Origin of the sequence: Mesorhizobium sp. LNHC252B00 (assembly GCF_000502955.1) — a bacterium.
Classification (GTDB): domain Bacteria; phylum Pseudomonadota; class Alphaproteobacteria; order Rhizobiales; family Rhizobiaceae; genus Mesorhizobium.
The window spans coordinates 93802-106095 of record NZ_AYWO01000002.1 but is presented as its reverse complement, the minus strand read 5'-3'; the positions used below and the strand labels follow the sequence as shown (position 1 = coordinate 106095).

General features: G+C 61.8%; 13 protein-coding genes and 1 riboswitch. Of the genes, 7 read left to right on the top strand and 6 right to left on the bottom strand.

The window, feature by feature from the left end; translation table 11 throughout:
• Nucleotides 1-36: 36 nt before the first annotated feature.
• The 3 genes from X744_RS166120 to X744_RS166130 are packed head-to-tail and all read left to right on the top strand — an operon-like array spanning nucleotide 37 to nucleotide 2465.
• Entirely contained in the window at nucleotides 37-825 is a 789-nt protein-coding gene (locus X744_RS166120) for a DUF3108 domain-containing protein (protein WP_023757257.1), read from the top strand.
• 33 nt (nucleotides 826-858) lie between these two features.
• Nucleotides 859-1794 carry an EamA family transporter gene (locus X744_RS166125; RefSeq protein ID WP_023757256.1) on the top strand — a complete coding sequence of 312 codons (936 nt, stop codon included), beginning with the start codon at nucleotides 859-861 and terminating at the stop codon, nucleotides 1792-1794.
• Nucleotides 1791-2465, top strand: coding sequence for a lysoplasmalogenase (locus tag X744_RS166130; RefSeq protein ID WP_023757255.1), 675 nt, complete (start codon nucleotides 1791-1793; stop codon nucleotides 2463-2465). The genes X744_RS166125 and X744_RS166130 overlap by 4 nt, the downstream gene beginning before the upstream one ends.
• 1 nt (nucleotide 2466) lies before the next feature.
• On the opposite strand, the gene X744_RS166135 is transcribed toward X744_RS166130, so the two are convergent.
• Together X744_RS166135 and gloB are read right to left on the bottom strand one after the other, a co-directional pair.
• Nucleotides 2467-2895: a cupin domain-containing protein gene (locus X744_RS166135; protein WP_023757254.1), complete on the bottom strand. Its 429-nt coding sequence runs from the start codon at nucleotides 2893-2895 to the stop codon at nucleotides 2467-2469.
• A gap of 23 nt (nucleotides 2896-2918) precedes the next feature.
• A complete protein-coding gene (gene gloB / locus X744_RS166140) occupies nucleotides 2919-3686 on the bottom strand; it encodes a hydroxyacylglutathione hydrolase (protein ID WP_023757253.1) in 768 nt (255 codons plus the stop codon).
• A gap of 107 nt (nucleotides 3687-3793) precedes the next feature.
• Between gloB and X744_RS166145 the strand changes: the two genes are divergently transcribed.
• The 3 genes from X744_RS166145 to X744_RS166155 all read left to right on the top strand — a co-directional run bounded on the left by X744_RS166145 (nucleotide 3794) and on the right by X744_RS166155 (nucleotide 7556).
• On the top strand, nucleotides 3794-4582 hold the full coding sequence (locus X744_RS166145) for a methyltransferase domain-containing protein (protein WP_023757252.1): 789 nt from the start codon (nucleotides 3794-3796) through the stop codon (nucleotides 4580-4582).
• 139 nt (nucleotides 4583-4721) lie between these two features.
• On the top strand, nucleotides 4722-6548 hold the full coding sequence (locus tag X744_RS166150; protein ID WP_023757251.1) for an ABC transporter ATP-binding protein/permease: 1827 nt from the start codon (nucleotides 4722-4724) through the stop codon (nucleotides 6546-6548).
• Nucleotides 6549-6758: 210 nt separating this feature from the next.
• The gene (locus X744_RS166155; protein ID WP_023757250.1) at nucleotides 6759-7556 is read left to right on the top strand and encodes a DUF1194 domain-containing protein; all 798 of its coding nucleotides are present in this window, start codon (nucleotides 6759-6761) and stop codon (nucleotides 7554-7556) included.
• A 66-nt stretch (nucleotides 7557-7622) separates the two neighbouring features.
• Here X744_RS166155 and X744_RS166160 read toward each other — a convergent pair whose 3' ends face one another.
• On the bottom strand, nucleotides 7623-8558 hold the full coding sequence (locus tag X744_RS166160; protein ID WP_023757249.1) for a glycosyltransferase family 2 protein: 936 nt from the start codon (nucleotides 8556-8558) through the stop codon (nucleotides 7623-7625).
• A gap of 70 nt (nucleotides 8559-8628) precedes the next feature.
• Here X744_RS166160 and X744_RS1000000173390 point away from each other — a divergent pair, with 70 nt between their 5' ends.
• Nucleotides 8629-9003: a hypothetical protein gene (locus X744_RS1000000173390; protein WP_156938474.1), complete on the top strand. Its 375-nt coding sequence runs from the start codon at nucleotides 8629-8631 to the stop codon at nucleotides 9001-9003.
• A gap of 53 nt (nucleotides 9004-9056) precedes the next feature.
• On the opposite strand, the gene X744_RS166165 is transcribed toward X744_RS1000000173390, so the two are convergent.
• From X744_RS166165 to X744_RS166175, 3 genes are all read right to left on the bottom strand, one after another.
• Nucleotides 9057-10064, bottom strand: a complete 1008-nt coding sequence (locus X744_RS166165) for a glycosyltransferase (RefSeq protein ID WP_245266408.1) — start codon at nucleotides 10062-10064, stop codon at nucleotides 9057-9059.
• Between the two features lie 81 nt (nucleotides 10065-10145).
• On the bottom strand, nucleotides 10146-10760 hold the full coding sequence (gene metW, locus X744_RS166170) for a methionine biosynthesis protein MetW (protein WP_023757246.1): 615 nt from the start codon (nucleotides 10758-10760) through the stop codon (nucleotides 10146-10148).
• 58 nt (nucleotides 10761-10818) lie between these two features.
• Entirely contained in the window at nucleotides 10819-11988 is a 1170-nt protein-coding gene (locus tag X744_RS166175) for a homoserine O-acetyltransferase (RefSeq protein WP_031259577.1), read from the bottom strand.
• 112 nt (nucleotides 11989-12100) lie between these two features.
• A riboswitch (SAM riboswitch) is annotated at nucleotides 12101-12178 on the bottom strand.
• Nucleotides 12179-12294 lie beyond the last annotated feature (116 nt).

The window sequence follows — 12294 nt, the reverse complement described above, 5'->3', positions numbered from 1 at the left end:
CCGCCTCCGGCCGAAAATCAAGGACCGGATCCCGTCATGCTTCGTTTGTCTCTTGCCCTTGCTGCCCTGCTTGCGATTGCCTTGCCATCCGCCGCGTCCACTGCCTCGCCACAGTCATTCAAGGGAGAGTACACGGTCTCGTTTCTAGGCCTTTCGATAGCAAAATCAACGTTTTCCAGCCGCTATGAGAACGGCGCCTATGCGATCGAAGGCAGCGTCACCGCCGCGGGTCTGGCCAAGCTGTTCGACGACACGCGCGGCACGATCTCGTCGAAAGGCACGATTTCTGGCAAGAAGATGGTGCCGCAGGCGTTCCGTGCCGATTACACCTCTGGAAAGAAGGCATCGACGGTCGATATCCGCTTTGCAGATGGCGCGGTCACCTCGACGCAGGTCGTTCCGGCGCCGGGCAAGCGCGACCCCAAGAGCTGGGTGCCTATCGGTGCCGGCGATTTGGTCTCGGTGCTCGATCCGATGGCCGCGACGGTGATCCATGCCGACAGTCTCGACCAGGTCTGCGGCCGCACGGTGAAGTTCTATGACGGCGAGATGCGTGCCGATCTGTCACTAACCTACGCTTCGAAGGGGACGATCTCGGTGCCGGGTTATAAGGGCGACACCATCACCTGCCGAATGGGTTTCGAGCCGGTGGCGGGCTATCGCAAGGGCCGCAAGGCGCTGAATTATCTTAAGAACCGCAGCCGCATGATGGTGACGTTTGCACCGCTCGGCCAAACCGGCGTATATGCGCCGATCCGCGCCACGGTGGGCACGCAGATCGGCACCTTGACCATCAGCGCCAGGCGTTTCGAGGCAGTACAGTAGGGCAGGCGCCATACGCGCGCCACTGGAGGCGGAATGGGGCGCGCAACACTGATTGGCTTTTCGGCGGTCGCCATGTGGGCGTTGCTGGCGCTGCTTACCGATGGATCGGGCCAGGTGCCGCCATTCCTGCTGTCGGCGATCACCTTCTCGATCGGCACCGGGGTCGGGCTCATCGCGCGGCTGTTCATGCCGGCGCCCGACAAGAGCCAGAAAATACCACTGCAGGTCTGGCTGATCGGCATTGCCGGCCTGTTCGGCTACCACTTCTTCTACTTCACCGCGCTGCGCAATGCACCGGCGGTGGAAGCGAGCCTGATCGCCTATCTGTGGCCGTTGCTGATCGTGCTTGGTTCGGCGCTGATGCCGGGCGAGCGCCTGGCATGGAACCACGTCGTCGGCGCGCTGCTCGGCCTTGCCGGCACCATGCTGATCGTCACCAAGGGCGCCGGCATCGCCTTCGACGCCCGCTATGCTTACGGCTATGCCATGGCCGCCGTTTGCGCTGTGATGTGGTCGTCCTATTCGTTGTTGTCGCGGCGCTTCCCGTCGGTGCCGAGCAGCATCGTCACCTGGTTCTGCGCCGCGACCGCGGTGCTGTCGCTCGCCTGCCATTTGACCCTGGAACAAACGGTTCTGCCTGACGGCGCCGGCCAGTGGCTGGCCGTGGTCGGCCTTGGCCTGATGCCGGTCGGCGCTGCCTTCTATGCCTGGGACATAGGCGTCAAGCGCGGCAACATCCAGGTGCTGGGTGCTGCAAGCTATGCCGCGCCACTGCTGTCGACGCTGGTGCTGATCGCAGCCGGCGCCGCCGAGCCGTCACTGCGCATTCTTGCCGCCTGCGTGCTTATCACCGGCGGCGCGGCTCTGGCGGCAAAGTCACTGTTTCTGCGCAAGCCCGCCGTGACCGAGAGTGGAGCGCGGGCATCCGCAAGCGGAGCCGGGGCATCCGAAGGCGGAGCCCGGGCATGACGATGCCCTTCCCGGGCGGCATTGACGCCAATGCCAACGCGACGCTGATCTTTTCGCTGGCTGCTGCGGTGATCTATGCCTTCACGCTCGGGATGCCGCCGACGCTCGCCCGCTCGGCGGCAAAGACGCTTGCCGTGGCGATGCTTGCCGTGCTGGCGGCGCTGCAAGGCGGCCCGTTGCTGCTGGTCGCAGCCCTTGCGCTCAGCGCTGTTGGCGACGCCTTTCTGTCGCGCGACGGCGAAAAGGCGTTTCTCGGCGGGCTCGCCAGTTTTCTTGTCGCCCACATTGTCTATGCCGTGCTGTTCCTGCGCAGCGGCGGCGGCTTGGAGTTGCTGGGCGCCGAATCGTGGCGTGGGGCGATCGCGCTGGCCATGCTGGTGTTTGCGATCGTCATGCTGGCGGCGCTGTGGCGGCGCGTCGGCCCCGGCCTTCGTGTCCCTATCGCCGTCTATGTCGCTGCGATCCTCGCGATGGGTGTTTCGGCGCTGACGACAAGCAGCGTCTGGATTCTCGGCGGCGCCGTGTTGTTCATGGCGTCGGACGGGATGCTCGCCGCGGAGAAATTCCTGGTGGCCGCCATCTCGCCGCACCGCAGCTGGATGCGCTTTGCCGTCTGGTTACTCTATTACGCAGCTCAACTCGCGATCACGCTAGGCTTCTTATTGAATTGAGTTAGGATTGTTTCGGTTGCCAGCCCGGCTCGGCCAGCTCAAACGCCGCAAACTCAAAGCCCGGTGCGACGGTGCAGCCGACCAGCGTCCATTCGCCCAGGCTACGCGCCGATTGCCACCAGCCCGCGGGGACGACGATCTGCGGCCGCTCACCGGCTGGGAGATCGATGCCAAGCACCTGCTCGATAACGGCGCTGCTTTGTTCCCACATCGACAGCGCCAGCGGGGCACCGGCATGAAAATGCCAGACCTCGGCGGCGTCCTTGACCCGGTGCCAGGCAGACACCTGATGCCGTTCCAGCAGGAAATATATAGCGGTCGAATGGCCGCGCGCGCCGCCAGCGTCATCGCGAAAGGTCTCGGCGTACCAGCCGCCTTCCGGATGCGGCTTCAGGCCGAGCGTCGCGATGATTTCGGCGGAGCTGGTCATGGCTTCGACGATATCACCGGACTCTAGAAATTGTCCTTGCGCTTGCGGATTTCGGCAAAGACCTCGGCGTCCGAAGCTTTCTCCAGTCCAAGATGCTTGCGGACAGAAGGATCGTGCCAGCGCAGGAAGGGATTGGTCGACAGCTCCTCGCCGATCGTCGTCGGCAGCGTGGGCTTGTCGGCGGCGCGCAACGCCTCGATCTTGGCAGCGCGTTCTCTCAGCGCCGAGTTGGTCGGATCGACGGTCAGCGCGAAACGGGCGTTGGAGAGCGTGTATTCGTGGCCGCAATAGATGACCGTTTCAGCCGGAAGTGCCGCCAGCTTCTTCAGCGAATCGTACATGACCGGCGGCTTGCATTCGAACAGCCGTCCGCACCCCAGCGCAAACAGCGTGTCGGCGGTGAACGCCACTTTCGATCCAGGCAAATAGTAGGAGACGTGGCCGGCAGTGTGGCCGGGCGTGGCGATCACCTCGATCTTTTCATCGCCAAGATGGAGAACCGAGCCGTCTTCGACCGTTTCGTCGATGCCTGGGATCTTGGCCTTTTCCGCTTCCGGGCCGACGATGCGCAGCTTGAAGCGCTCCTTCAGCGCCAAATTGGCCTCGACATGGTCGACATGGTGATGCGTGGTCAGGATCATTGTCGGCGTCCAGCCGGTACGTTTGAGCGCGGCCAGGATGGGCGCTTCCTCGGGCGCGTCGATGATCGCGGTTTGGCCGCTTTTGGGGTCGTGCACCAGAATGCCGAAATTGTCGCTGCGGCACATGAACTGTTCGATTTCGACCGGCATCGCATCTCTCCATTATCGCCGCAGACATAGGGCGCTAGCGGGCCGCTGTCATCCCGGTTATCGATGCATTTATTGAAACCCGACGACATCACGGCTACATCCCTGCCATGCATTCCGACATCGTCGATCTTCGCTCCTTCTATTCGACAACACTCGGGCAGTTCGCCGAGCGTTCGATCACCATGGCGTTGTCGTCGATATGGGCAGCCGTGCCCAACGAGCGGCTGGTCGGTCTCGGCTACACCTTGCCTTGGCTGGAGCGCTTCGGCACCGATGCCGAGCGGGTCTTCGCCTTCATGCCGGCAACGCAGGGCGCCGTAGTCTGGCCGGCGACGGGGCCGACGGCGACGGCGCTGGTCTTCGACGAGGAACTGCCGCTGGTCGATTCCTGCATCGACCGCATGCTGCTCGTCCATTCGCTCGAACATGTCGAGAACCCGCGTGAGACGCTGAACGAGATCTGGCGTGTGCTGTCGCCGGCGGGTCGGGTGGTCATCGTCGTCCCGAATCGGCGCGGCGTCTGGGCGCGCTTCGAGCACACGCCGTTCGGCAATGGCCGGCCTTTTTCGCGTGGACAGCTCACCGAATTGCTGCGCGAGGCGAATTTCACGCCCGCGTCCTGGTCCGATGCGCTTTTCTTCCCGCCATCGCGGCGGCGCTTCATGATGCAGTTCCACAATGTGCTCGAACGCGCCGGCCGGCGGCTGTGGCCGATCTTTTCCGGGGTCATCGTCGTCGAGGCGCAGAAGCGGCTCTATCAAGGCGTGCCGGTCGCCCAGCGCGCCTCGCGCCGCGTCTTCGTGCCCGTGCTGTCGCCGCATGGCGCCACCCGGCTTGGCCGTCGCAACGAGGTCGGGGATACCAAGTCATCGGTTGCGCGGGTGACGGCTTCGTGATCGGGGCAAGAGTGCCTGGCGTCGGTTCCCTGCCTATCTGTCGCAAGTGGAGTGACAGCGCACCTGGCAGTCCATTTGGACGACGGATGCCTGCAAGTCTCTCCAACCGGTTTCAGCACTGAACGCAAGGACCTCGGACATGGCTGATCAACCGGACTATGCCGCCATCGTCCAGCCGGTTGTGGTGGCGGTCGAAGCCAGCAGCCTGAGCGACCAGGTGGCGACGATCAGGAGGGCGCTGGCGGCATCGCCGGTTCGCAAATGGTTGCTCTGGACAGCGGTCGGCATGATGGCCGTGATCATCGCAACGTCGATCGGCCAGGTTCTGCTCAACCGCTGGAATCAGCCTTTCTACGACGCGCTCGCGCGGCGCGACATGGCGGCCTTCCTGCACCAGCTTCTCGTCTTTGCGGCAATAGCCGGTGGACTTCTGGTGCTCAATATCGGCCAGACCTGGCTCAACCAGATGATCCGGCTGAAGCTGCGCGAGGCGCTGACGCTGGATCTGATCGACCAGTGGACGCGGCCCGCGCGCGCCTTCCGGCTGGCCAATGCCGGTGCCATCGGCGTCAATCCCGACCAGCGCATGCAGCAGGATGCGGCGCACCTCTCGGACCTGTCGACCGACCTCGGTGTCGGGCTGCTGCAGTCATGCATCCTGCTCGTGTCCTTCGTCGGCGTGCTGTGGGAGCTGTCCTCAGGCTTCGTGTTCCACATCGGCGGAACCGCACTGGCCATACCGGGCTACATGGTCTGGGCCGCCATTCTTTATGCCGGCACCGCCTCCTGGCTGAGCTGGCTGGTTGGACGCCCGCTCATCAGCCTGAACAGCGACCGCTACACACGTGAAGCCGAGCTGCGCTCCTCGATGGTGCGCGTCAACGAAAATGTCGATGCCATTGCGTTGTACCATGGCGAGCCCGATGCCAGGCGGCGGCTCGAACTCGATCTCGGCACGGTGCTAGGCGCCATGCGGCGCATCTACAGCGCACAGATCAATCTAGCCTGGGTGACCGACTCTTATGGCTGGATCACCGTCGTCGCGCCAATCCTGGTCGCCTCGCCGGTGTACTTCGCAGGTGATATCAGTTTTGGCGGATTGATGATGGCGGTCGGGGCCTTCAACCAGGTCCATTCGTCGCTGCGCTGGTTCATCAACAACATCGGCAGCATCGCCGATTGGCGCGCCACGCTGATGCGCGTCGCCGATTTCCGCATCGCTCTCGACGAAATCGATGTGCTCCACGACACGGAAAGGCGCATCGAGTTCGGCGACAACGCCAATGGCAACCTGACTTTCGAGAAGCTCGAAGTGGCCTCGCCGGAGGGCTGCACGAGGCTCGCGGACCAGCATGTCGAAATCCGTCCCGGCGAGCGCGTCATGGTCATCGGCGAGGCGGGCGCCGGCAAGACGCTGTTCTTTCGTGCCATTGCCGGCCTGTGGCCATGGGGAAGCGGGCGGATCGGCCTGCCGGCGGCAGAAACCCTCATATTCGTGCCGCGCGTCCCTTATTTCCCGACCGGCACGTTGCGCGAGGTGCTTGATCACCCGAACGGACCCGCGCCGGCGAGTGACGCCGACATTTCGAAGGTGCTTGCAGAGGTCGGTCTTGAATGGCTGTCGTCGTCGCTCGACCGCGCCGGGCGATGGGACCACGAGCTGGGCGATGACGAACAGCGCTCGCTGGCCTTCGCCAGACTCGCCTTGCGGCAGCCGAAATGGGTGATCATCGATGAAGCACTGGATGCATTTGACGGCCCGTCGCTACGGCGAGTGCTGGCCATGCTCGAGAAGCGTTTGCCTGGGACTGCGATCCTCAACATAGGGCGCGGCCTGCACAACAATCAGTTCTTTCCGCGCGCGTTGACGATCGTCAAGGATACCGGCGCTCCCGCTCTGAAGCCCGCCCGCGTCAGGGCCGGCGCCATCGAACCGCCGCCAGTCGCTGCCCGCCGCAAGGCATAGACCGATGTTCATGTTCAGAGCGGTTCATCGTTTCACGGAAACGCCGATCCGCTCCAATCGTTTGTTTTGACGCAAATCCTAGGGGGAAGGCGCTATGCGCTTTTCCTGGGAAGGCCGTCCGATGCTTTTCCCAGAATTCCTCCGCGCAAAGCTTTATTCTGCCGTGATCGCGCCGCAAGCTTGTCCAGAGGAACAACCCTGGCGACGGCCATGCTTGATGCTTTGCGCCTGCTTGCCTGTCTTGCCTGCGCCCAGGCCGCCGCCTCGCCGCCGGATGCGCCGGCCGTCGACGTCGAGTTGGTGCTTGCAGTCGACATATCGCTGTCGATGGACGAAAAGGAGTTCGCCCTGCAGCGCGCCGGTTATGTCGAGGCGCTGCGACATCCTGACTTTATCAAGGCTGTTCGCGCCGGCGCCACCGGCCGGATCGCGCTCACCTATTTCGAATGGGCCGGCACGGTGCGTGACGACGCGGTCATCGGCTGGCAGATCATCGACAGCGCGGAGAGCGCCAACCTCTTTGCCGACAAGGTTGCGGCCCGCCCGTTCCGCAGCTTCCGCGGCACCTCGATTTCCGGTGCGCTGGCCTTCGGCACCGAGCTTTTCGATCACACTTCTTTCAAGGGCGAACGGAGCGTCATCGATATTTCCGGTGACGGTCCGAACAATATCGGGCCGCCGGTCACCGCCACGCGCGATGCGGCGACCGCAAAGGGCATCGTCGTCAATGGATTGCCAATCCTGATCAGTCCATCACCCACCTTCAGTCATCTCGACCAGTATTACGCGCAGTGCGTGAGCGGCGGGCCCGGTTCCTTTGTGCTGCCGATTTATGCGGCCGCCGAATTTTCGACGGCCATCCGGCGCAAGCTGATCCTCGAAGTAAGCGGCAATCAGGACGAGGCGAGAATCATGCCCGTCGACGTGGCGACGCCGATAGACTGTCTGCAGGGCGAACGGGATAGGCGGTTCTTGTCCGATCCGTATTTTCCGGAACTCGACCGGTGAGCCTTACTGGAACTTGTCGTGCATGTCGTAGTCTAGAACCGGTGGACACTTTTAGGCGACATGCAATTAGGCCGGTCGGGCGCCAAACTTGTCGCGGAACTCGTTGTAGAGATCGCGGCGCCAGCGCCGGCCGTGAATATAGCCGTGCATCAGTTCCGGCAGCGTGTAGCCGAGCGATTTCGACGAGCGATTGGCCATGTAGCCCTCAAATGCTTGAGGTATCCGGCCCCTGAGAATATCGGCGATAATCTGCCGCGAGATCATGTATGGCGGAATATGCGGGTAGGCGTCGGCAATATGCGGATGTTTGCCCATCAGGTTCGCATAGGCTTCGACATAGCCGTCACGGCGGCCTGAAATGGAGTTTTCCGAGTTGTATTTCGTCCAGTCGATGTCTTCGGACAACCGAGCGCCATGACGGCGCGCTAGCCGCAGCAGCAATTCCCGGTCCTGCATCCGGGTGATGTCGCTGTCATAACCGCCAATGCCCAGCAAGGCCTCGCGGCGAGCGGTTATCGCGGAGCCGGCGATGAAGATCGTCTGTGCGACCAGCGTCCGTTCCAGCATCGTCGGGCTCACGAACGCATCGCGATTGATGCAATTGGTGGCGCGATTGCCCTTCAGGGACACAAAAGAGCTGATCAATACCTGAAGTGCGGAATTGTCGTCGAAGCGGGCCAGGGTTCGTTCAAGCCGGTGCGGCAGGTAAACGTCGTCCGAATCGAGGAATGTCACCACGGGCGCCCGGGCCCGCTCGATGCCGGCATTCCTGGCGGCATTGGCGCCTCGCCATTTCGCACCGACATAAATCAGCCGCGGGTCTTGAATGCGGGCAAGTGCCGCCTCGGTTCCGTCGGTCGAGCCATCGTCAACGACAATATGCTCGAGCCTTGGCATGCTTTGGGAAAGCACGCTTTCCACGGCGCGCAACACCGTTTCGCGCCGGTTGTGGGTCGGCGTGATGACGGTAACGAGAGGTGTCGGATCTATGATCCCGGCCATGTCGTGTCAGCTGTTTCCCTGCGCAGAGCTGCGCGTCTATCCAGGACTTTTCGATTCTTGGAACGGTCGAATGGATCGAACTTCCTTTCCGCGACATCTCGTAGTCGATACGACGCTACAAAAAGCAACTGCCCGTGTCATCCACTTTACCGATACTCGACCCGCGCAAGCCAACGAATTCCCGTTATTAGCGCTCCATTTGCAACAGCATTGCCGAACAGAGCATTTACGAATCACCACGGAAGCGGCCTGCCGCTGCGGACAGCATATATTCCATTACCTCGGACGTAATCGTATTGTGCTCGGCGTTTCGACAGATTGCCTTGGGAGGCTGGCTTGTCGGCTGCCCTCCAAAGGGAAATTCAATCATGAGCGGAGGCCGATGGGGCTCGCCGACTGCGTCGAATATGCGCACAAGGCCACGGATGTCCTTGGCCAAACGTGAACTCTATTGCGACAAAGCGATATGCCTCAATTTTGGTTTATGAAGAGCGTCGGCTAGCTGTGCTCGACATAGTCAGGCAGCTTCTCAATTTTATCACCTACCATACCGGTGGCGAAGCTAAACTGGCCCCAGAATGCCAATCCATAAAATATCTGACCGACAATCAGGGAGAACGGAATTTGCCAAAGCGGCATCCCTGTGTCCCGAGCATGGCCCACAACGCGTCGTGTTGTGCGCCACGACATGGTGAACCACCGGCTGAAAGACTTGGCTACCCGTCGCATGCGGCCGGGCGAGGCAAGGTCCACAAATTTCCGGTCGGCATCGCGACCTGTTACCAAGGCGCGCCAGACAAAGAACCGCAAACCCCGCGGCGCATAGTGGTAGACGCGTGCGTTGACATTGCGAATCTCGTGACCCTGGCGTTGCAGATTACGCATCAGCAGGGTGCAAGAGACCTTGAAGCCATTGTTCTCCGGAAAAGGATTTTCCGCAAACCCGCTCCGGCGAAGGGCTACATTGTTCGCATTGATCGCCCGTTTTGAAGCAAATCGTCCGTCTCCGTGCGCCAAAGGGAAAAACCAGATCAGCGCAAACGTTCTCGACGCGAAATCGTCATGCAAAAGATGCGTAAATCCGTTTACGCAAATAACGCGGGGATCCTTAAAGGGCTCAAGAATCGTTGAGAGCCATCCCGATTCTGCAACCGTGTCGGAATCGGTCAGGACAACTACATCTGAATCCGCTTTCCGGATGCCATTGTTCTTGAGCTCATAATATCGACCGCCAGGGCAGGCAACAAAGGTCAAGTCGGCAACCTGCGCCAACTGCGGCGCTTCTCCCTTGATGTCGCTGTGAAGGGATTCCGCGTCGTCGTCCGTACCGGCGTGGGATATGATAACATCCGGTCTGGTGAAGCCGATCGACGAAACCGCAGCTATCTCACGCGCCAACGCGTTCAGCCCAACGCCGACTTCGTCCCAATCGACGGATCTAGCGTTCTCCATTTCCACGACGAGCGAATATGTTGTGGACTCTTCGTTTATCTCTGCGCCGGCCATTTATCAGCTTCCATGTGACTACACTCTACTCGTCCCAGTATAGAGGCAATCCTTGTCGATCAAGCGACGGCGTGTCGCAAGCTACCGCTTCAGCAAGAACACCGCCTGCTGGCCGAAGAAATTCCAGAACCACCACGGCATCGACAGACCGATCTTCTGGCCGTTGGCGTCGAGTGCCGTCGCCTTCTCCACTGTCGCACCGAGTTCGTCGCACAGATTGACGAAGTCGCGGATGGTGCAGAAATGGATATTGGGCGTGTCGTACCAGGAATAGGGCAGGTCCTTTGTCACCGGCATGCGACCCTGGATGAATAGCGACAGGCGCACCCGCCAATGGCCGAAATTGGGAAAGGATACGATGGCGCGGTTGCCGATCCTGAGCAGTTCGTCGAGCACCAGCTTCGGGTTGCGGGTGGCCTGCAGCGTCTGCGACAGGACGACGAAGTCAAAGCCCTTGTCGGGATAGAATTCGAGATCCTTGTCGGCATCGCCCTGGATGACCGAGAGGCCGCGCGCCACGCATTCGTTGACGCCGCGCTGCGACAGCTCCAACCCACGGCCGTCGACCTGCTTGGTGTCCTGCAGCAATTCGAGCAGCGAGCCGTCGCCCGAACCGACATCGAGCACGCGGGACTGCGGCGGGATGAGATTGGCGACGACCTCGAGGTCGACGCGCTGGTCGCGGTTGACACTCATGATGCCGCCTCCTGCGTGGAGCATGATCCTGGACAGACCAGTCCGCAACTTTCCAGGGTCATGCGCTGAGCCCTCTCGCCCGGGCCGCCGAGCCGATGAAGCCGTTGATGGCGGCAAACAGTTCCGGCTCGTCCAGCAGGAAGGCATCGTGGCCGCGATCGGTCTCGATCTCGACGAAGGACACCGAGGCGCCGGCGGCGTTCAGCGCATGCACGATCGAGCGGCTCTCCTCGGTCGGAAACAGCCAATCCGACGTGAAGGACACCAGGCAGAAGCGGGTTTTGGTACCGGCAAAAGCGTCGGCCAACCGGCCGCCATGGTCGGCTGCAAGGTCGAAATAGTCCATCGACCGGGTCATGTAGAGGTAGGAATTGGCGTCGAAGCGATCGACGAAGGTCATGCCCTGGTGGCGCAGATAGCTTTCGATCTGAAAGTCGGCGTCGAAGCCGAAGGTCAGCGCTTCGCGATCCTGCAGATTGCGGCCGAATTTCCGGTGCAGCGCGGCCTCCGACAGATAGGTGATGTGGGCGGCCATGCGCGCCACCGCCAAGCCTTTTTCCGGGCGTTTGCCGTGCTCGAAATATTTGCCGCCATGCCAGTCCGGATCGGCCATGACAGCTTGCCGGCCGACCTCGTGGAATGCGATGTTCTGCGAGGAATGGCGCGCGCCGGTAGCGATCGGCAGCGCCGAGAAGACGCGCTCCGGATAGCTCGACGCCCATTCCAGCACCTGCATGCCACCCATCGAGCCGCCGAGCACGCAGAAAAGCTTTTCGATGCCGAAATGGTCGATCAGCATCTGCTGCGCGCGCACCATGTCACGGATGGTGATGATCGGCAGGTCGAGCCCATAGGGCTTGCCGGTGATGGGATTGGTCGAGGCCGGGCCGGTGGAACCAAGACAACCACCGATGACGTTGGAGCAGATGACGAAGAAGCGGCTGGTGTCGATGATCTTGCCGGGGCCGATCAGCACTTCCCACCAACCCGGCTTGCCGGTCACCGGATTGGTGCTGGCGACGTGCTGGTCGCCGGTCAGGGCATGGCAGACGAGGATAGCGTTGGAGCGGGCGTCGTTCAGCGTGCCATAGGTCTGGTAGGCGATCTGGAACGGCGACAGCAGCGTGCCAGCGTCGAGCTTGAGCGGCTTGTCAGGCCCAAAACGCAAGACCGGGCTCGACGGCTGGTCGGCCTCGTTGTTGGTTTTGCGAGCACGCAGAGCGGCCATTGCATCCATCTCACACCTTGATCCCTGCACCGTGCTTTTCGAAAATCGATGCCGATGCGGTGTCCGGCCGGCGCGGGCAATAAAAAACCGGCATTGCAGTCGCAAAGCCGGTTACAGGATGCAAACGGCCCTTTAGCAAGTTGTTTAACGTGGCTGCAAGCCGACCGGCCAAATCACCACGGTAGTTCGTACCCCCTTCTAGGGCTGCGGCAGGCCGGCGTCAACGGCCAGCCATTGTCCGGAGGCGGTCACCTCTCGACATTGCGGGCCACGGCTTGTATTTCCGCTGCGGCTTCCCTGAGGAAG